Below are 19,875 nucleotides of genomic sequence, written 5' to 3' on the forward strand. Positions count from 1 at the left end.
ACTATCAGTTCCCGTGACAGGTATCGCCCGGGTCGGACTGGTCGCGGCCGTCGTAGTGCTTGCAGTCGCCACCCTCGTGGGTGTCGGCACAGCCACGGGCCAGCCCGCCGATCGGCCCGTCGACAACGGCAGTCTCTGGTCCGAGAGTTACTTCACGGAGTTCGGAGAGGCCGACGATCAGCGACTCAACGGCGTCGCGCGGACGGCCGAGGGCCTCCTGCTGGTCGGCACTGGCTGGGACGAGTTCGACGGCGACGAGGTCGTCGCTTACGCCGCGGAGGCGAGTCTCGACGGCCACCGCACCTGGGGCCGGGCGTACATGCACGCGGCGACGCACACTCGCGTCCTCCACGACGGGCTGAAACTCGCCGACGGTCGGTACGTCTTCGCCGGGACGACCGAGGCCCCATCGATGACCGGCGTGGGTGACTACCTCCTGTTCGACAACACCCGTGAGATCCACACCTGGCGATACGCTCGGGGCCACGGCGCGTTCTACGACGTCCTCCCCCTGAACGCGACCCACGCCGTCGCCGTCGGCTCCGAGCGCGTCTGGGCCGTCGACACGGCCCGCGGCGACGGCGACCGAACCTGGACACACGGCCCACCGTCCGGCGTCACCCTCCGGGCCGGGACGCGGACCGACGACGGCGTGCTCGTCGCCGGCACGCGCGAGACGAACGACGGTGGGACGACGGGCTACGTGGCCGAACTCGGTCTCGACGGCGCCCGGCGGTGGCGCCGGACGACCGGTGAGCAGTCGGTCCGGTTGCGGGCTCTCTCGACCGTCGGGGACGACGTCGTCGTCGGTGGGACCGCGGGCGAGCGGGGCTGGCTGGCGCGCCTCGACGGCGAGGGGGTGCCGTCGTGGACGCGACGCCCGTTCCCGGACGGCGGCCGCGTCGACGCGGTGGCGCGCGGCCCGGACGGGACAGTACTCGCCGCGGGCGAGACGGGGAACGGGACCGGCGTCGTCGCCCAGTTCGGCGCCGGCGGCCGGGAGCGCTGGCGTGGGTACCACGGCACGGAGGTCAACGACCTGCTTCCAGCCCGCAACGAGACGACGGTCGCCGTCGGGGCGCGCGAAGACGGGGGGGACCTCGACGCCTACGCGACGCGGATCGACTTCGCAGGGCCGGCCGCCGCCATCACAGTCGGGACCGACCGTGCGGAAGTCGGGAACACGACCGTCACGCTCCGCGCGAACGACTCCGCCGACAACGTTGGCATCGCGCGCTACCACTGGGACACCGACGGCGACGGCACGGCCGAACACGCCACCAGGGAGCCGATCCTGCGGTACGTCCCGACGACGACCGGTGATATCCGGCCACGAGTCACGGTCGAAGACGCGGGTGGCAGGACGGACACGGCGACCGCGACCACGGCGGTCGCCGTGCGAGACACGACGCCACCGACGGCGGTGCTCTCCCGACCCTCGTCGGAAGTGGTGGCCGCCGGAGAACCGACCACCCTGTCGGCCACCGGCAGTCGCGACAACGGCGCGATCCGGACCTACCGCTGGGACTTCGACGGCGACGGCGAGCCGGATGCGACGACCGACAACGCGACGGTCGCCCACACGTTCGAGGGGCGAAACCGCACCTACGAGGTCGGACTGACGGTCGTCGACGGTGCCGGGCAGACGCATACCACCTCGCGGCGGATCGAGACGCGCCGCAACGACCCGCCCGATCTCGCGCTGTCGGTCGAGCGCGTCGCCTCGCAACTGTACGGCGAGGGGTACGAGGCTCGTCTCGTGGCCGACGTGACGAACACCGTCGGGAACACGACGGTCCGCTGGCGGCTCCCGAACGGGACCGTCCGGACCGGCCGAACGGTCGACTTCCAGTTCGGGGAGCTGGGTGGTCTCGTCGAGGCGCGTCTGACCGACGAGTACGGCGCGTCGGACTACGAGTCCGTCGAGCTAACCAGAGACCTGGACGGCGTAGTCGTCGACCGGAACACCGGCGACCTGGCGACGACGGAGCGTGCCGAGTCGGATTCGAGTGTCACCGAAGAGCGAACGGCCGCCGCGGGGCCCGGGTTCGGCCCGGCGGTCGGTGTGGTCGCGCTGATGCTCGCGATCCTCCTGTTTAGACGCGATTGACGGGTCGCGGTACGTCGAATCGGCCGTCACGTGGTGCTCGATGCACTCAGTTCACGTACGGAGTGGCAACCTTCACACGGCTGGACCACCAACTGTACGGCAATGGCAACGGCAGACGCCGAGGTATCGCGGACGAGAGCCTGGCTGATGGCCGCACGGCCCCAGACCCTGCCCGCGGGCGCGGCACCGGTCGTCGTCGGGACGGGCCTGGCGCTCCACGACGGGGTGTTCGCGCCGGCTGCGGCGATAGCGGCGCTGCTGGGGGCGCTCCTCTTGCAGGTGGGGACCAACTTCGCCAACGACTACTACGACGCCGTCAAGGGGACCGACTCGGCCGACCGCGAGGGGTTCACCCGGGTGACCGCCGGCGGACTGATCGAACCCGGGCGCGTCAGGCAGGCGATGGCCGCCACCTACGCGCTGGCGGTCGTCGTCGGACTCTATCTCGTCTACGTCGGCGGCCTCCCGATCCTCGTGGTCGGGCTCTCGAGCATCGCCGCCGGCATCGCCTACACGGGCGGCCCCTACCCCTACGGCTACCGCGGGCTGGGCGACCTCTTCGTGTTCCTGTACTTCGGTGTGATCGCCGTCGTCGGGACCTACTACGTGCAGGCGGCCACAGTGCTGGCGAGCGTCCAGCCGCTCGCGGTGGGGATTCCCGACGGCACCGTGCCCGCGGCCGCGCTGGTGGCGAGTCTCCCGGCGGCCGGGCTCTCGACTGCGATCTTGATCGCGAACAACGTCCGGGATAAAGAGGAGGACGCCGCGGCGGGCAAGCGGACGCTCGCGGTGATTTTCGGCTACACGTTCAGCCGGCTCGAGTGGCTGGCGATGGTCGGCATGGCCTACGTCGTCCCCGTCCTGTTCGCGCTGGACCCGGCCTTCGGCCTCCCGGCACTGTTGCCGCTGGTGACGTTGGCGCTGGCGGTCAGGGTCGGGGCGACAGTCATGCGGCGAACGGACGGCGCGGCGCTCAACCCGGCGCTCGAACGTACCGGGCAGTTACTGGCGGCGCACTCGGCACTGTTCGCCGCCGGGCTTGCACTCACATGATCGACATCGAACCCTACCACCTCGACCTGGCACGCCCGCTCTCGACCGCCCGCGGGAGCATCGACGAGCGCGAAGGCTTCCTCGTCAGGGTCGAGTACGCCGACCGGGTCGGGCTGGGCGAGGCCGCACCGCTCCCGGGCTGGACGGAATCCCTGGACGCCTGCCGGGAAGCCCTCGAGTGGGCCCCGAAACTGGCCACCGACGAGGACTGGGGCGTGGCGCTCAGCGAAACGTCCGCGCCAGCGGCCCGGCACGCGCTGGCGCTGGCACTGGCCGACGCCCGTGCGAAACTCGACAACACGCCGCTGTACCGCTATCTCGGCAACGAGCGACTCGTCCGCCGGGTGCCGGTGAACGCGACCGTTGGCGACGCCGACGCCGAGACGACCGCCCGGAGCGTGATAGAGGCCGTCGAGAACGGCTTCGATTGCGTGAAGATCAAGATCGGCGCGCGGGAGGTGGACGAGGACGTGGAACGGTTGCGGCGAGTCCGGGAAGTGGTCGGCGACGACGTGGCGCTCCGCGCCGACGCCAACGGCGCGTGGGACCGCGAGCAGGCCGAGCGGGCCTTCGACGGCCTCGAAGCGCTCGATCTCGAGTACGTCGAGCAACCCATGCCCGCCGAGAAAGTGGCGGCCCACGCCGGCCTCCGGAACGGGGGCAACGAGGTCCCCATCGCGCTCGACGAGTCCCTGGCCGGGCGGCCAGTGACGGACCTGTTGGCCGCCGAGGCCGCCGACTATCTCGTCCTCAAACCCATGGCGCTGGGCGGCCCCGACAGGGCCAGGAACGTCGCGCGACAGGCCAGACAGGCCGGCGTGACGCCCGTGATCTCGACGACGATCGACGCCGTCGTCGCGCGGACCGCGGCGGTCCACGTCGCCGCGGCGATTCCCGAGATTCCGGCCTGTGGCCTGGCGACGGCCGACTGGCTGGCCGACGACCTGGGCCCCGACCCCGCGCCAGTCGCCGACGGCCAGATCGAAGTCCCACAGGCCAAGGGCCTGGGCGTCGACCTCGGAGACGAGTGATGGACTGGCCGACACAGGACCTCGTGGCCGCCCGCGCCGCCGCGACGCCGGAGCGGACCGCCCTGCTCGACGCCGACCGCGACGAGACGATCACCTACCGGGAGTACGACGCGGCGGTCGAGCGCCGGGCAGCTGCGCTGGCTGGACTGGCAGGTGACGAGCCCGAGCGGGTCGCATTCTTGCTCGACACCCGACCCGCGTTCGCCGAACTGTTCTACGCGGCCATGCGCCTGGGGGTCTCGGTCGTCCCGCTGAACGTCCGGCTGACATCCGCCGAGTTGACCGAGCAGATCGAGCGGACGGCTCCGGACGCGCTGGTCTGTGAATCGGACACGGAAACGACCGCGACCGAGGTGTTCGACGGCCCCATCGCGTCCGTCGACGCGCCGACGAGTGAGCGCGTGCGGCCGCTCGACAGCCTCGACGATGGACCGGTGGAACCGGCGACGCTGACGCCCGACACGGAACAACTGGTCATGTTCACCTCAGGAACGACCGGCCAGCCGAAAGGCGTCCGACTGACCGTCGGGAACATCGTAGCGAGCGCGATGGCCTCGGCCTTCCGGCTCGGTGTCACGCCCGGGGATCGGTGGCTCTGCTGTCTCCCGACCTACCACATGGGCGGACTCGCGCCGGTCGTCCGCTCGGCGCTGTACGGCTCGACGGTCGTGATTCAGCGCGAGTTCGAGGCCGCGGAGACCGCCGAAATCCTCGACGAATACGGAGTCACCGGCGTCTCGCTCGTGCCGACGATGCTCACGCGCCTGCTCGGCGCGGGCTGGGAGCCGTCCGAGCAGTTGCGGTTCGTCCTGCTGGGCGGTGCGCCGGCCTCCGAAGAATTGCTCGCGCGCTGTTGGGACCGGAACGTCCCGGCCTGTCCGACCTACGGCATGACCGAGACGGCCTCACAGATCGCGACGGCGACGCCCCAGCAGGCGGCTTCCCACGACGGCACGGTCGGCCAGTCGCTCGTGAACACGACGGTGACCCTCGTCGACGGGGACGGCGATCCCGTGGGTCCGGGCGAGACGGGCGAACTGGTCGTCGACGGTCCGACGGTGACGCCAGGCTATCTCGATCCCGAGGTTACCGACGACGCGTTCGGCCCGCATGGCCTCCACACCGGCGACATTGGCTCCCGAGACGAGGACGGACGGCTGTGGATCCACAATCGCGTGGACGACCGGATCGTCACCGGCGGGGAGAACGTCGACCCCGGGGAAGTCGTTGCGGTCCTGCAGGACCACCGCGCTGTTCAGGAGGCGTCCGTCGTCGGACTCGACGACTCGGAGTGGGGCGAGCGCGTCGCCGCACTGGTGGTCCCGACCGACGAGTCGCTCTCTGCGAACGAGATCGAGGCCCACTGCCGGGAGCGGCTGGCGGGGTTCAAACTCCCGCGGACGGTCGCGTTCGCCGAGGCGTTGCCGCGGACGGCGTCGGGAACCGTCGACCGAGGGCGGGTTCGAGACCGGCTTCGCGACCGGGCGGTGTAGGGCCGGGTTACCACCCGCTCACCGACAGTTTAAGCGGGCCCGGTGGTTATGCAGACTCGTGTGCACACTCGTTCTCGCCTGGCAGGTGTTCGCCGACACGCCGGTCGCCGTCGCGGCGAATCGTGACGAGATGGTCGACCGCCCCTCCGAACCACCGCAACGGCTCGACGACGAGCCCGCGGTGATCGCGCCGCGTGACAGCGAGGCTGGCGGAACCTGGATCGGCCACAACGAACACGGGCTGTTCGTCGGCATCACGAACCGCTGGACCGGCACCGAGCTGGCGGGCGACCGCTCACGCGGTCTGCTCACGCGGGACGCGCTCCGGAAAGAGAGCGCGGAAGAGGCGGCCCGCTTCGTCGAGAGCGAGGTCCGCGACCACGAGTTCGACGGGTTCAATCTCGTCGTGGCCGACGAGAACGCCGCCCTCCTGCTGGAGTGGGACGGCCAGCTCGCGGTCCGGAACGTCCAGCCCGGCGTCCACGTCGTCGTCAACGTCGGCGCTGACGGCGACTGGCGGATTCCGGAGGAACGCCCAGAGGACGGCCGCCAACAGGGTGAGAACGCCGCTGCGGTCCGGACCGAACTCCGCCCCGAACCCGGCGAGCAGGCCGGCGCGTGGATCGAGCGCGCCGCCGACGTGATCGCGGACCACGAGTACGGCGTCTGTATCCACCGGGATCGCTTCGGGACGCGTTCGTCGTCGCTTCTGACCGTCGGCTCGGAGGGGAGCCGCTACCGGTTCGCCGACGGTCCACCATGTGAGTCGGAGTACCGACCGGTCGAGAGTCAGTTTTAAACCGCAGACAGTCCCAGAGACGGGTATGGTTACGCCCGAATCCGAACTCACCGAGGACGAGCGCGGCGGCCTCGAACTCGTCCGGGAGACCGGTGGCATCCACCAGAGCGAGTTCTGGAAGGAACTCGACGTCTCCTCCCGCAAGGGAAGCCGCATCGTCGAGTCACTGGCCGACAAGGGTCTCATCCAGCGCGAGGAGACGGTCTACGAGGGCCACAACACCTACCACCTCACCCCCGCGCCCCGCGATCTGGACTTCTCCCTGTTGATGGCCGGCGACATGCTCTCCCCGTTCATCGGTGACGAGGAAGTCGACCCCCACTCGGACGCCTTCTCCCAGTGGGTCATGAACCTCGCCTACGAGGAGTAACTGTCATCCCACTGGCGTGAGTCGGACCGGGCATGGTCGCCCGTGGCTGGTCCCCCGCCAAACGAACGCGCATCGGTTTCTATCTGGTCGTTGGACTTTCGCTGGTTCTGAATCCCCTCCTCGTCGGGGCGTTCGACCTCGGTGGCCCGCGACATCAGTATCGATCCTACGAAGTCTCCGTCGTGAGTTTCGGCGACCGCGTCAGAGTCGCCGCTGGGGAATCTCACGGCGTGATCACCGTCAGCGGCGTCCGAGGCGTCGGTTGTGATGAATTCACGATAACGCCGTCCTGGCGGTGTACCTTCGAGGAACACGTTGCAGAAGCCGGTTCTCTCACGGTCGAAACTACGAAATACGAGGGTCCGAACGACCCGTTCGTCCATCTTCAGGACGGCTACTTCCGACGGACGTTCACGGAGAAAAACGATACCACGACGATCTCGCTGGAACCCGTGGACGCCCGGACCGTCATCGAAACCGTCGGTGACGACCTGGACGAAACTCCAGCTCCCCTCGCGCGAGCGGTCCGGCATGGATCGGCTCGTTCCACCCTCGAATACGAAACCGGCCGGTACGTGGTCGACGGCGACCAGTATTACTACGTGAGCCGTGACGGACAGTACGATGGCCTGCCGGGCCGCTGGGGCCTGTCGGCCCTCGGTGCATTGATCGGCCTCGCGTTGCTAGCCCGCGGCCACCGGCTCCGAATCGAACGCCACACCCGAGACTGACACCGCGATCCTAACACTGAAACTACCAGAACCGCCAGGAAGCGGTGTCCTGTAGTTTGCTTGCTTCATTACATTCATATTCATGGGGGAATTTACCAGACACCATGGGAATTGGGGACACGAGTCGTGTCGAGATGGGGAGTTGCACGGACCTGTACTACGTCGATCCCGGCGTGTACGAAGTGCCAGGACACACGTCGGTGTATCTGCTGGACGGCGAGCGTCCGACGATAATCGAGTCGGGAATCGGCGCACACACAGACCGGGTGCTGGCCGCGGTCGAGGAACTCGGGATCGCTCGCGAGGCGATCGAAGTGATCGCGCTCACCCACGTCCACCTGGATCACGCCGGTGGTGCCGGCGAACTCGCCGCGGCGTGTCCGAACGCGGAGGTCGTCGTCCACGAACAAGGCGCACCCCACCTGGTCGATCCCTCGACGCTCGTCGCCGGAACGAAACAGGTCGTCGGCGAGTCGGGCTGGCAGTTCTACGAGTACCCGGAGCCCGTCCCCGAGGGTCGAATCCGCGAGGTGACCGACGGCGACGTGATCGACCTCGGGAACCACGAACTCGCCGTCCACCACGCGCCGGGTCACGCCACCCATCAGGTTGTGTACCACGATCCGGCGAACGACGCCGTGTTCACCGCCGACGTAGTGGGCTGTTTCTACGAGCAGTTCGACACCGCCCGGGTTGCGACGCCGCCGCCGACTTTCGATCTGGACCAGTGCATCGAGGACGTGGAGTTGCTCCGCGAAATCGGTGCTGAGACACTGCTGTACAGCCACTTCGGGCCGCGGCCGGCCGACGGCGCGCTCGACGCCTACGCCAGCCTGTTGAAAGCCTGGGTCGGCCGCGTCGCACAGACACGCCGCCGGCAAGAGGACGACCGCGCGGCGTTCAAGCACCTGCTCGGCGCGAACGACGTGCCCGACGGCTGGAGCGACGACCTGGAGTACGGCGAACTCCGGATGAACTTCTCGGGCGCGGTGACGTACCTCGACCAACAGGAGGGAGCGCCAACACGCGATCGGGAACAGCCAGCGGCGGAGTAACGGATCAGGGCGGCTTCGATCGTCTCGTTCGAATCGAGCGGTGAGTCTGCCACGACTGTTTTTATCCCCACCGCGAAACAGCGAGACGGGAAATGGACGACTGGCGACAGCGGCTGGGACGCGGGACGGACATTCTCACTCGGCAGGCCGTCAGGGTGCCGCTGGCGGACGACGCCGCAGAGCGGACCCTCCACGAGAACATGCATCGCATCGCGGACGCCGGTGACCGGAAGGCCGAGTTGCTCGCCGATCCCGACGTGCCGCTCACCGACGCCTACGAGTACGAACTCGACGAGGTGAGTCAGGGATTCAAACACCGTCTCCAGCAGATCGCGGGCGAGGAGTACCACACGATCGCGGACGAGTATCTTCGGGGAGACCGTGACGACTGGGTCGGTGCGCTCGCCGTCTACTACCAGGAGTGTTACTGCCGGTTACAGGAACGATTCACCGTCGACGACGACATCTGCGTGCTGGCCGTCCTTCGCTACCCAGACTCCTTTACGGTGAACTTCAGTTTCTTCGACGGTGACGTGGCCGACGACGCCATCCGCTACGAGTCGCCGAAACACGACGAGTCGGACCTCGACTCCCGATACCGCGACCGATACCACGCCGAATGCCAGTATTCACAGCGGAAAGCGGCCGGGTACATTCGGGAACGGACGGACCTGATCCGAGCAGCGTTCCCGGACCCAGCGGCGTCTCGCGTCGAAGACCGACAGTACGGCGGGTTCGTTCACATCACCGGCCGGGACGGCCCCGTCTTCTCGGAAGTTCTCGACTCCGTCACGCCGAATCCGGACCGCTTCGACGAGCCAGCCACGAAACCCGGGTTGGTCCCGGAGGGACCCGAGGTCGAACGCATCCATGCACACTATCTCGACGATGCCGAACTGATCGTCTGATCGACCCCTGGTCGTGACACCTGTTCGAACGGTACGGGGTCACAGGCCCTTGCCTTCGCCACTACCGGTCCCAATCCGGACGGCATCGTCCTGAAACCGGTCGACGGTCGCTTCGGCCCAGTCACAGGCGCTCGGTGTGTCGTTCGTGACTAACCCGGTGATGAGTGGACCGTCGCGGAGTTCGATGGCCATGCGTCGCGGCGTGTCAACAGTCACGAGGACACCGAACGGAACGGTCGCGGTGGTCTCGTAGAGGTCTGCACGCGCTGCGACAGCAGTCAGCGCGTCCGCATGGTCGTCACGGAGCGAGTCGAGTACTGCTTCCGGAAGCACCAGTTCCGCGCCGAGCCCGCCGTCGAGAAGCGCACGGAACTGTTCGACGTACCCGGGCGAGACCACAGGGGTTACGCCACGTACCCTGTCGGCGTTCTCCAGCAGTTCCCAGACCGCATCGAGATGACGTTCGACGTCGGTCTCGTCGGGGCGGACGACCGTCGCACCAGCCAGCGCCGTCGGGTCGACAGTGCCGCCTGGGAAGTCGGCGAGCAGGTCGCCGAACCGAGCCGTGTCCGCGAGTTCGTCGAATCGCGAAAGTGCGACGACGCCGAACAGTGTCGGTCGGAACTCGTCCTCGACGCGCTCCACGAGGCCCGCCTCCTGTAGTTGTGAGAGCCCCTTGTAGATGGTCGATTTCGAGTCCGGCAGGGCGTCGACGAGTTCGTAGCGCGGGCGTGGCTGCTCGGTCAGTGCCCTGAGGACTCCGTGCCGGAGCCGAAGCAACTCGGTGAGGTCCTCGCCGTTCATACTTCCCGGTCCCCTGCACGGTTTATGAAACCCGCTGCTGGTGGCACGGATTCCAGGGCCCTCGGAATTTCCGCGTCGGTGTCTTGACAGCCACACCCGTCGATGCTACAGGTATGAGCCAGATAGAGAGCAAGCGGACGGAGAAGGCCTTTCCCGGAAGCGAACGACGAACCGTCGACCTGCCACAGGGACCGATTCAGTACTACGATATCGGGTCGGGCGAACCGGTATTGTTCGTCCACGGCGCGTTCGTCGACGGCAACCTCTGGCGGAACGTCGCCGAACCGCTGTCCGACACCGCACGCTGTCTCGTGCCGACGCTGCCGCTGGGCGGACACGACGTGGCGATGGACCCGGACGCAGACCTCACACCCTCCGGTGTGGCCGACTTACTCGCACAGTTCCTCGACGAAATCGGGGTCGAACGGGTGACGCTGGTCGGTAACGACACCGGTGGTGCGATCTGCCAGGTATTTCTCGCTGCCTATCCCGAACGAGTCGAACGGCTGGTGCTGACGAACTGCGACGCGTTCGACAACTTCCCTCCGATCCAGGCACTGCCGTTCGTCTGGGGCGCACGGATACCTGGGGCCGTGGGGCTGTTCGCCCGAGTACTCGGGTCACAGCGAATCCGCAGACAGACGTTCGCCCTCCTGGCCAAGCACCCGATCCAGCCGGACGTCCTCGATGGATACACCGACTCACTACGGAGCGACGCCGCCGTGCGACGGGACCTGCGCAAAGCGCTTCTCGGCGTCTCTCCGGAGTACACGAACGAGGCTGCGACAGTGTTTCCGACATTCGACCGGCCGGTCCTTCTGGCGTGGGCACCTGAAGACCCGATCTTCCCGCTCGAAGATGCACAGGCATTGGCCGACCGCTTCCCGAACGCGCGGCTCGAACGTGTCGACGGATCGAACGCGCTCGTCCCGGAAGATCAGCCGGATCGACTCGTCGACCTGCTCGTCGACTTCCTGAGCGCGTCTGTCCAGGTTCCCAGTTAGACTCTCGCGCTCCCGGCCCGAATACTATCGACTTCGCAAAACCACCTTTTACGTCGTCGGGTGGCCCGCTTCGCGCGCCACCGCTCACACCAGAAATCGGAGATTTCTGGTTTGCTCACGAGAGCGACGCTCTCGTGAACCTCGTAACATCTGGACCAAAACGACTGCTCGCGGGCCACCAGCCCGCTCGCAGTTGCTACGCTAGCGCACTCCCGGCGCGAATAATCTCCGTCTCTCCGAACGCCGGCCCGACGAACTGCATCCCGACGGGGAGGCCGTCGTCGGTCTCGCCCGCCGGCACGGAGATGGCCGGCAGGTTCGCCAGGTTGACCGGCGTCGTGTTCGCGTCGGCCAGATACATGGTGAGTGGATCCGACAGGCTCTCGCCCATCTCCATCGGCGGGACGGGCATCGTCGGCGAGGCCAGCACGTCCGCCTCGGCCAGGGCCTCGTCGAAGTCCTGTTTGACCCACGCCCGGGCGTCCTGAGCCTTCTTGTAGTACTTGTCGTGGTAGCCCGCCGAGAGGGCGTAGGTGCCCAGCAGGACGCGGCGTTTGACCTCTTCGCCGAAGCCCGCCTCACGGACGCCGGCGAACTCCTCGTTCCAGTTGCCCTCGTAGTCGGGGCTGGGGCCGTAGCGGACGCCGTCGAACCGCGCGAGGTTCGAGGACGCCTCGGACATGGCGATGACGTAGTAGGCCTCGACGGCGTGTTCGACCGAGGGCAGGTCGACCTCGTGGGAGCTCGCGCCCTGCGCTTCGAGGTCGTCGATGGCGTCCCAGAAAGTCTCGACGACGTCCTCGTCGGCGCCCTCGACCAGTTCCGTCGGAATCCCGATTTGCATGCCTTCCACGTCGCCGTCCGCGGCGGCGGCGTAGTCGGTATCGGCACCCTCCTCGGCGGCATCCCGGGTCGTCGCGTCGTGTTCGTCGGGACCGGCGATCACTTCGAGGAGTTCGGCGGCCTCCTCGACGGAGGGTGCGATAGGACCGATCTGTTCCAGCGAGTTGGCGTAGGCGATCAGCCCGTACCGCGAGACGAGGCCGTAGGTTGGTTTGATGCCGACGACGCCACAGAAGGCGGCGGGACAACGCACGGAACCGCCGGTGTCCGTGCCGAGGGCGAGGTCGGCGTCACCGGACGCGACGGCCGCCGCGGAGCCCCCGGAGGACCCGCCAGGGACGTGGCCCGGCGCGGCGGGGTTCTCGGTCGGGCCGAACGCGGAGGTCTCGGTGGTCGTCCCCATCCCGAACTCGTCCATGTTGGTCTTGCCGGTGATGGTCGCGCCGGCCGATTTGAGGCGGTCGACGACCGTCGCGTCGTAGGGCGGGACGTACTCGTCGAGCATCGCCGACCCGCAGGTGGTGCGGACCCCCTCCGTGGAGATGTTGTCCTTGACGGCGACGGTCCGGTCGGCCAGGGGGCCGTCGTCGCCGCCCGCGATCCGCTCGTCGGTGATGTAGGCGTTGTGCGACATTACGAGACCTTCGGCCCTTTGAAGAAGCCCTCCTCGCTCTCGGGAGCGTTTCGCAACGCCTCGTCCTGGTCGAGAGAGTCTCGGACCTCGTCATCCCGCATCACGTTCGCGAGGTCCGTCTCGGAGTCGACCTCCGGGACCTCGTCCAGCGTCTCGAAGTAGTCGAGGATGTCCGCGAACTGCTCGACGAACCGGTCGACCTCCTCGTCGTCGAGGTCGACGCGGGCCAGCGAGGCGACGTGGCGCACGTCCTCGGGTTCGACGGCCGAATCGCTCATGTTCGCGGCGAGGCCCGGACCGGCGGTAAGGGTTTCGATACACGGGCTTTTGCGCCGCCGCTCGGTCGCTCGCGGGCGCGCTCGCGCGAGGCAGCCGGTGAACGGCCGAAATCGGCACGCAGGACCGCTCAACATGCCGGAAGTTTTAAGTCGGCGGATCCCCAACATAATACCGTATCAGAGAGTTTTCCGGGCATCAGTGCCCGCCGATTCAACCAATGACCGACACCACCATCAGAGAGTATACGGGCGAGCGCGAGCGCACGCGCGAAAAGCCGACGGAATCGGACGAACGGGAGAACGAAGAGCAGGTCGACTGTCCGGAGTGTGGCGGTTCGCTGGCGACGGACTCCGAGCGCGGCGAGACGGTCTGTGAGGACTGCGGACTGGTCGTATCCGAAGACGAAGTCGACCCTGGGCCGGAGTGGCGCGCCTTCGACGCCAAAGAGAAAGACGAGAAAAGCAGGGTCGGGGCTCCGACCACGAACATGATGCACGACAAGGGGCTCTCGACCAACATCGGCTGGCAGGACAAGGACGCCTACGGGAACTCCCTATCCTCGCGGCAGCGCGAGAAGATGCAGCGACTGCGGACCTGGAACGAGCGGTTCCGCACCCGCGACTCCAAGGAGCGCAACCTCAAGCAGGCCCTCGGTGAGATCGACCGCATGGCCTCCGCGCTCGGACTCCCCGAGAACGTCCGGGAGACCGCCAGCGTCATCTACCGCCGGGCACTCGACGAGGACCTCCTGCCGGGCCGGTCCATCGAGGGCGTCGCGACGGCCTCACTGTACGCCGCCGCCCGACAGGCGGGCACGCCGCGCAGTCTCGACGAGATCGATTCGGTCTCGCGGGTCGACAAGGACGAGATCGCCCGGACCTACCGCTACGTCGTCCGGGAGCTGAGTCTGGAGATCCAGCCCGCAGACCCCGAGAGCTACGTCCCCCGCTTCGCCTCGGACCTGGACCTCTCGGAGGAAGTCGAGCGCCGGGCGCGGGAACTGCTGAGTTCCGCCAAGGAGAAGGGCGTCCACTCCGGGAAGTCTCCGGTCGGGCTCGCGGCGGCGTCCGTCTACGCCGCCTCGCTGCTGGCCAACGAGAAGGTGACCCAGTCGGAAGTCTCCGAGGTCGCCAGCATCTCCGAAGTCACCATCCGGAACCGCTACCACGAACTGCTCGAAGCCGAGGACAACGTCTCCCAGTGACTACTCCCACAAGTGAACTCGTGGACTTCCCTCACTGAGGGTGAGGCCCACGTCGTCTGGGGAGTTCGCAGGTTCTGTCTCGTTGTCGGGTCCGTCGAGTCTGACCTGCGTTTCGGGCTGAGCCACAACAGCCCCCGCCGTCGATAGCGGGCTCTGAATGTCCTTACCCACGGCTCGTTGCGCGATGTTCGACGCACCGTTCTTGTCCGCATTATCATCCAACCCGCAATCGTGACACTCGACACGACCCTGCACCTCCCGACTCGTGTTCTGAGACCCACACCGCCAACACGTCACAGACGTGTCGTACTCCTCAACTGGGATGCACTCTCGGCCATCGAGATGGGCTTCGTACGTCAAGAAGTTCGCCAGCTTCGCATACGGCATCTTGTGGGTCTTGTCGTTCACGTACCTGCCCTGATCCTCATCAAACCGCAACCCCGTCATATCACCGAACACGATGACAGCGTTGCGCTCCCGAGCGCGGGCGATCAGTTCGTTCGCCACCTGATGGAGTTCGTGGTCGACCGTCCGCGACTCCTTGTGACCGATCCGCTTGATGACCTGGGTTCCCGACCGCACCTTCGCTTTCCCGATGACTTGCGGAGTTGCTTATAGTGTTCACGGACTCGGCGGACTTCCGCGCCGTGAAACTCCGTGTCGCGGTCGGAGAGGAACGTACTGACGGCGATCCACTTCGCGCCCATGTCGACGGCCAGCACGTCGTCGTACTCGTCTGCGACGGCCACAGACCGCTTACAGACGAGATGAACGTACCACTCGCCGTCTCGACGGACGAGTTCCGAGTCACGGATGGATTCGTCGGTGAGGAGATGCGTGTCCTTCTCGGGAACGTGGATGGGAACCCAAATGTTGTCTCCCTTCTCTTTCTCAGGATTGTAGACAGGGAATTTGAACCACCACGACGAGAGAACTGTCGCCTCGTCGTGTTCTATGCTGATGCAGTCGTTGCGGAGGACGACTGGTTGCTCGGTATCCTCGCGTGGATTCTTGTTCGACCGGACTTTGCCCGCCTGCTGCTTGGTGGCTGAGTAGAGGTTCGCGTCCTCACCGTGAACGGCGTCTTGGAACGCACTGTACTCACGTTCGACGAGTCGGGCTTTCCACTCGGTGAGCGAGTGGAGTTTGACCCGCACCGTGGTGGTGACTTCTCGGTGCATCGTATCGCCCGGTTTGTGTTTTGTGTGACGAGTGCTACCCATATATGAGGTTGCCAACCGCAGTGAAAGTGGTTGCAGGAAAGTTGCCGGATTTAACCCACAACTGACATCTTGGACTTTCTCCTTGACTTTCTGTAACTCTCCGCTCTCTTCTCCCTGTTGCACCGACTCACCAGCGACCGCTATTCCACGAGCGACCGAACGTACTTCGTGACGTGGTCGTCCATCCGGCGTTTGTAGCCGGCCTGTCGGGCCAGCCGGTCGAGTTCTCGCGCTACGAGACTGCCGTACTGGACGGCCTTCTTGTCCCGCTGGGCAACCGCGTCGGGGAGCCACTCACTCGCCGCCCGGCGGAGCGCGACTTTCCGCTCGACGTCGCCACGGTCCACGCCTTCGCCGGGCTCGGCCACGAGCAGGTTCCCGGGCACGGAGAGTGCGGCTTCGATCACGCGGTCGTCGAGGAGCGGTGCGACGGGTTCGACGCCCGCGGCCCGCAGTGTGAGCACGTCCCGCTCCAGCTGGTCGGGCAGGGTGGTGACGACCTCCCGACGCGCACCCCGGACTGTGTCGGCCTCGACGCGTGGATCCTCGGGTGCCTTCGCGACCTTGGCGTAGCCACCGAACAGTTCGTCGGCCCCCTGGCCCACGGCCAGGCGGTCGTAGCCGTCGGCGGCGACCCGTTCGGCCACGAGATAGAGCGGGAGTGCGATCTGCACGTCCATCGCGTTGGTCCGGCCCGTGGCGGCGACGAGTTCGGGCACCGCGCGTTCGAGGTCCTCGTGGGTGAGTTCGACGACGGTGCAGTCCCGACTCATCGCCGCCGCGGCGGAGCGAGCGGCCTCGACGTCGTGGCTGTCGGGAAAGCCCGCGACGTACAGCGGCGCGTCCAGTCGCGCGGCCAGGACCGCCGAGTCCACGCCACCGGAGAACGCGACCGCGAGCCCGTCGGGATCGACCGCGGCGGTACTCGCGGCGAGCGCGTCCCGCACCGCTTGGACGACCGCCGCGTCGTCCTCGGTCGCGGGCGGGTCCGGGAGCGTCCAGACCTGCTCGTCGCCGTCTGGGGTTCGGACGTGGCCCGCCGGAACGGGGTCGGGATCGGTCAGGTCGGTGGGATCGAAACTCCACGTCGTCGGGTCGCCTGTCTCGGAAAAGCAGGGATAGCGACCCAGAACGTCCCGGACCAGACGCGGTGTGTCGGTGTCGGGGCCGGATAGATCGCCCGCGAACCCGCGAGTCCCGGGCAGTGAGTCGCCGCTGTCGAGTGCGGTGCGAACGGTCGCCGGGTCGGCCCCGTCGATCATCGCAGCTCGGAGAGGCGGCGCGCGACGCGGCGTTTGACGCCGCCGGCGGCCTGGCGGAAGCTGATCCGCCAGGGCGTGCGCTTGCCTTCGACGGTGGTGTGACCTTCGCGGATGGCGTCGAGGATGGCGTCGACGCTCCGCTCGGCCGCGTCGATACGGGTGACCGCCTGACCGACCATCTCGCTGATGTGGGCGTCGCTCCCGGCGGTCATGGGCATGCCGTTCCGGCGAGCGAACCGCTCGGCCTGGCGGTTCGACCGGCCGGTGAGCAGGCGGGAGTTGTACACCTCGATGGCGTCGGCGGCCGTCAGCGTCTCCTGAGAGATGTTCGCGAGGACGCCGCTGCGGGACTCCTGGAACGGGTGTGGGACGACGGCGATACCGCCGAGCCTGCGGATGCGGTCCAGCGTCTCCCCGAACGAGAGGCCGGGCGGGACTGCTTCGTGCACTCCCAGTGCGAGGACGTGGCCGGCGGCCGTCGAGACTTCCATGCCGGGGATGCCGACGAGCCCGTACTCCTCGGCCTTCTCGACGGCCGCCAGGCTGGCCTCGATCTCGTCGTGATCGGTGACGGCCAGCGCGTCGAGACCGACGGCCTGGGCCTGTCCCAGAAGCAGATCGACGGGATCACGGCCGTCGTGAGACAGCGACGAGTGGGAGTGCAACTCGGCGGCGAGCACGTCCGACCATTGACCCGGGCCTGTCAAAAACGAACCGGTCCGTCAGTGACGCGCCCGTCGCCACACCCGGAGAACGCCCGGCCGCTGTTCGACCCGTTGACACGTTCCAGCCGGCACCTGCTCGTAGTCGGACATGTTCCGTCGAGCGGGCGGTCAAACCCGGATGCACGGCCGCTGTCGGCGTTCGTGTGTCGGAGCGGTTATAAGCGTCGGCCGTCCAGTTGCGGACACATGGTCCGAGACCCGTTCGCGGACGAGGACCAACCGGATCTACAGGACGTGCTCGACGCGCTGGACGACCCGAAGTGTCGAGCCATCGTCCGGAACCTCGACGAACCCATGACAGCCGAAGAGATCTCCGAGGTCTGTGACGTCCCTCTCTCGACCACCTACCGGAAGCTGGACCTGCTGACCGAAGCCTCGCTGTTGCGCGAGGGCATGGAGATTCGCCCCGACGGGCAACACGCCAGCCAGTACGAGGTGGACTTCGACGAGGTCGTCGTGGGCCTCGACGACGACCGGGCGTTCGAGGTCGGGATCAGCCGGGCCGCACGGACCGCGGACGAACGACTACGGGATCTCTGGTCGGAGGTGCGCAAAGAAACGTGATCGACCCATATCCACTCGTCCATCTGCCGACGGTCATCACCGCGCTCAAGACGATCACGCTCCTCCTGGGCGCGATGATCACGTACTTCTCGTACAAGGCCTACCGCCGAACCGGCGCGAACCCGCTCGGATTACTCGCGTTCGGGTTCGCGCTCGTGACTCTCGGGAGCCTCCTGGCCGGCGTCTTCGATCTCGGCCTGTCGCTCCCCAGGGAGTACGCCATCATCGCGGAGAGCGGGCTCACAGCGCTTGGCTTCGGCGTCATCGTCTACTCGCTGTACGCGCGGTGATCTACAGTCGGAACCGCACTCAGGCCTTTCTGAGGCGATTCATGGCGTCGGGGAGCTCCGCGGCGGCCGTCGAGGTCGCCTCGTCTCCGTTCCAGAACCGTTCGACGTAGCCCTCGCCGTTGACCAGCAGGATCAACGAACGGTGAGTGAACATGTACCCGTCGCCGTCGGCCGCTGGCGTTCCGGTCCTCGTCCCCGTCTCGGTCGGCGTCGCCGTCGACGGCACCGGTGACGTGGTCCCGGACTCGGTCGCCGCCGTTCCCGCGTCCGTGCCCGACGAGTCGGGATCGGTCTTCTCGAAGTAGACGCCGAACTGCTCCTGCACGACGGCCTTCGCCCGCGCTTCCGTCTCGGGGCGGAGGAACGTCCAGTTGCCGGCGTCGAGTGCAACGTTCCGTTCCTCGGCGTAGGTTCGGAGGCGCTCGGGCGTGTCCCGCACCGGGTCGAAGGTGATCTCGGCGAACTCGACGGCGTCGCCCCACCCCTCCTGGAGGGCTTTGCCCTGTGCCGAGACGAGCGCCTGCGTCAACAGCGGACAGGCCGTCATACAGTTGCTGAAGATAAACGTCAGCGCGAGCGGCTTGTCGAACCCCCGCGTCGACGTCTCACCCCCGCCCAGCGCGTCCGGGAGCGTCGCGGACGGGATCCGCTGTCCCCACGCCGGAAACCGGACGTCCTCCGGGTCGAACTCCATCTCCTGTTTTGATAGTTTCGTGTTCGGATACTCGTCGGAGGAACCGGTCCCGTCACCGCCGAGACAGCCGGCGAGAGCCACCGTTCCGGCCGTCGCACCGAGAGCCGTCCGGATGTACTGTCGTCTGTCCATTGTGCGAACGTAGCGACTGGACGGAGTAAAGCGTCGCGTTCTCCCGCGCTCGTGCACGGCGCGTACACGGGCGGCGATTCCCGGACCGCTGGAATCTCGCCGGATATTAATCAGGGCCAGCGCCAAGGGTCGGGTATGACCGACCACGTGCTGGTGCCGCTCGATGCCTCGCCGCTGTCCGAACGGGCCCTGGAGTTCGCCCTCGAGGAGTACGGGGACGCCGCGACGATCACCGTCCTGCACGTCCTGGATTTCGTCGAGGCGGGCTACGGCGCGCCGATGGAGGCATCGCTCCCGGGCTACTGGGAGGACTGGTACGAGAGCGAGGAAGCGAACGCCGAGCAGTTGTTCGAGGACGCACGGGCGAGCGCCGACGAGTATGGCGTTACCCTGGAGACGGAGACGACGCTCGGCAAACCGGCCCGGAGCATCGTCGAGTTCGCCGACACCGAACCGATCGATCACGTCGTGATGGGGAGCCACGGCCGCTCGGGCGTCTCCCGGATTTTGCTCGGCAGCGTCGCCGAGACGGTCCTCAGACGGGCCCACTGCCCCGTCACGATCATCCGCTGAGGGCCGCTGTGCCGGGGTCGGTCGGGTAGTGTGAAACGGGTTCCCAACCCCCGTCACGTTTAGTCGGGCTTATACAGGATGGTGAAAAACCGAC

General features: G+C 67.2%; 20 protein-coding genes and 1 pseudogene. 14 read left to right on the top strand and 7 right to left on the bottom strand.

The features are described 5' to 3' along the window. The first annotated feature begins 13 nt into the window (after nucleotides 1-13). From EAF64_RS10890 to EAF64_RS10930, 9 genes are all read left to right on the top strand, one after another. Complete coding sequence (locus tag EAF64_RS10890) at nucleotides 14-2,110, top strand: PKD domain-containing protein (protein ID WP_129069008.1); 2,097 nt, start codon at nucleotides 14-16, stop codon at nucleotides 2,108-2,110. Nucleotides 2,111-2,212: 102 nt separating this feature from the next. Continuing rightward, the gene (locus EAF64_RS10895; protein ID WP_129069009.1) at nucleotides 2,213-3,163 is read left to right on the top strand and encodes a 1,4-dihydroxy-2-naphthoate polyprenyltransferase; all 951 of its coding nucleotides are present in this window, start codon (nucleotides 2,213-2,215) and stop codon (nucleotides 3,161-3,163) included. After that, entirely contained in the window at nucleotides 3,163-4,194 is a 1,032-nt protein-coding gene (locus EAF64_RS10900) for a mandelate racemase/muconate lactonizing enzyme family protein (RefSeq protein ID WP_129069150.1), read from the top strand. Before EAF64_RS10895 ends, EAF64_RS10900 begins: the two co-directional genes overlap by 1 nt. Beyond that, nucleotides 4,194-5,687: an o-succinylbenzoate--CoA ligase gene (menE, locus tag EAF64_RS10905; protein WP_129069010.1), complete on the top strand. Its 1,494-nt coding sequence runs from the start codon at nucleotides 4,194-4,196 to the stop codon at nucleotides 5,685-5,687. Before EAF64_RS10900 ends, menE begins: the two co-directional genes overlap by 1 nt. Before the next feature lie 58 nt (nucleotides 5,688-5,745). Next, nucleotides 5,746-6,486, top strand: coding sequence for an NRDE family protein (locus tag EAF64_RS10910; RefSeq protein WP_129069011.1), 741 nt, complete (start codon nucleotides 5,746-5,748; stop codon nucleotides 6,484-6,486). A gap of 25 nt (nucleotides 6,487-6,511) precedes the next feature. Next, nucleotides 6,512-6,856 (top strand): helix-turn-helix transcriptional regulator, encoded by a 345-nt coding sequence (locus EAF64_RS10915; RefSeq protein WP_129069012.1) that lies wholly within the window; start codon nucleotides 6,512-6,514, stop codon nucleotides 6,854-6,856. A 32-nt stretch (nucleotides 6,857-6,888) separates the two neighbouring features. Further along, the gene (locus tag EAF64_RS10920; RefSeq protein WP_129069013.1) at nucleotides 6,889-7,587 is read left to right on the top strand and encodes a hypothetical protein; all 699 of its coding nucleotides are present in this window, start codon (nucleotides 6,889-6,891) and stop codon (nucleotides 7,585-7,587) included. Between the two features lie 104 nt (nucleotides 7,588-7,691). After that, nucleotides 7,692-8,642: an MBL fold metallo-hydrolase gene (locus EAF64_RS10925; RefSeq protein WP_129069014.1), complete on the top strand. Its 951-nt coding sequence runs from the start codon at nucleotides 7,692-7,694 to the stop codon at nucleotides 8,640-8,642. Between the two features lie 92 nt (nucleotides 8,643-8,734). Next, the gene (locus tag EAF64_RS10930) at nucleotides 8,735-9,550 is read left to right on the top strand and encodes a hypothetical protein (protein WP_129069015.1); all 816 of its coding nucleotides are present in this window, start codon (nucleotides 8,735-8,737) and stop codon (nucleotides 9,548-9,550) included. A gap of 39 nt (nucleotides 9,551-9,589) precedes the next feature. On the opposite strand, the gene EAF64_RS10935 is transcribed toward EAF64_RS10930, so the two are convergent. Continuing rightward, nucleotides 9,590-10,354 (bottom strand): helix-turn-helix transcriptional regulator, encoded by a 765-nt coding sequence (locus EAF64_RS10935; protein WP_129069016.1) that lies wholly within the window; start codon nucleotides 10,352-10,354, stop codon nucleotides 9,590-9,592. Between the two features lie 113 nt (nucleotides 10,355-10,467). Between EAF64_RS10935 and EAF64_RS10940 the strand changes: the two genes are divergently transcribed. Continuing rightward, nucleotides 10,468-11,358, top strand: coding sequence for an alpha/beta fold hydrolase (locus tag EAF64_RS10940; RefSeq protein ID WP_129069017.1), 891 nt, complete (start codon nucleotides 10,468-10,470; stop codon nucleotides 11,356-11,358). Between the two features lie 196 nt (nucleotides 11,359-11,554). On the opposite strand, the gene gatA is transcribed toward EAF64_RS10940, so the two are convergent. Next, complete coding sequence (gatA, locus tag EAF64_RS10945; RefSeq protein ID WP_129069018.1) at nucleotides 11,555-12,835, bottom strand: Asp-tRNA(Asn)/Glu-tRNA(Gln) amidotransferase subunit GatA; 1,281 nt, start codon at nucleotides 12,833-12,835, stop codon at nucleotides 11,555-11,557. Next, nucleotides 12,835-13,113, bottom strand: coding sequence for an Asp-tRNA(Asn)/Glu-tRNA(Gln) amidotransferase subunit GatC (gene gatC, locus EAF64_RS10950; protein ID WP_129069019.1), 279 nt, complete (start codon nucleotides 13,111-13,113; stop codon nucleotides 12,835-12,837). Before gatC ends, gatA begins: the two co-directional genes overlap by 1 nt. A gap of 218 nt (nucleotides 13,114-13,331) precedes the next feature. On the opposite strand from gatC, the gene EAF64_RS10955 reads away from it, so the two are divergent. Beyond that, on the top strand, nucleotides 13,332-14,318 hold the full coding sequence (locus tag EAF64_RS10955; RefSeq protein ID WP_129069020.1) for a transcription initiation factor IIB: 987 nt from the start codon (nucleotides 13,332-13,334) through the stop codon (nucleotides 14,316-14,318). Here EAF64_RS10955 and EAF64_RS21745 read toward each other — a convergent pair. From EAF64_RS21745 to EAF64_RS10970, 3 genes and pseudogenes are all read right to left on the bottom strand, one after another. Further along, nucleotides 14,319-15,499, bottom strand: a pseudogene (locus EAF64_RS21745) (RNA-guided endonuclease InsQ/TnpB family protein). A gap of 182 nt (nucleotides 15,500-15,681) precedes the next feature. Then, entirely contained in the window at nucleotides 15,682-16,800 is a 1,119-nt protein-coding gene (locus tag EAF64_RS10965) for an asparagine synthase C-terminal domain-containing protein (protein WP_193767657.1), read from the bottom strand. Beyond that, entirely contained in the window at nucleotides 16,800-17,483 is a 684-nt protein-coding gene (locus EAF64_RS10970; RefSeq protein ID WP_129069022.1) for a PHP domain-containing protein, read from the bottom strand. The genes EAF64_RS10965 and EAF64_RS10970 overlap by 1 nt, the downstream gene beginning before the upstream one ends. 231 nt (nucleotides 17,484-17,714) lie before the next feature. Between EAF64_RS10970 and EAF64_RS10975 the strand changes: the two genes are divergently transcribed. After that, on the top strand, nucleotides 17,715-18,092 hold the full coding sequence (locus tag EAF64_RS10975; RefSeq protein WP_129069023.1) for a winged helix-turn-helix domain-containing protein: 378 nt from the start codon (nucleotides 17,715-17,717) through the stop codon (nucleotides 18,090-18,092). Further along, the gene (locus EAF64_RS10980; protein ID WP_227738944.1) at nucleotides 18,089-18,382 is read left to right on the top strand and encodes a DUF7521 family protein; all 294 of its coding nucleotides are present in this window, start codon (nucleotides 18,089-18,091) and stop codon (nucleotides 18,380-18,382) included. Before EAF64_RS10975 ends, EAF64_RS10980 begins: the two co-directional genes overlap by 4 nt. A gap of 19 nt (nucleotides 18,383-18,401) precedes the next feature. Here EAF64_RS10980 and EAF64_RS10985 read toward each other — a convergent pair whose 3' ends face one another. After that, nucleotides 18,402-19,208: an SCO family protein gene (locus EAF64_RS10985; RefSeq protein WP_129069024.1), complete on the bottom strand. Its 807-nt coding sequence runs from the start codon at nucleotides 19,206-19,208 to the stop codon at nucleotides 18,402-18,404. Nucleotides 19,209-19,343: 135 nt separating this feature from the next. Here EAF64_RS10985 and EAF64_RS10990 point away from each other — a divergent pair, with 135 nt between their 5' ends. Further along, complete coding sequence (locus tag EAF64_RS10990; protein ID WP_129069025.1) at nucleotides 19,344-19,781, top strand: universal stress protein; 438 nt, start codon at nucleotides 19,344-19,346, stop codon at nucleotides 19,779-19,781. Nucleotides 19,782-19,875 lie beyond the last annotated feature (94 nt).

This window comes from Halorientalis pallida, assembly GCF_004118325.1.
GTDB classification, from domain to species: Archaea; Halobacteriota; Halobacteria; order Halobacteriales; family Haloarculaceae; genus Halorientalis; species Halorientalis pallida.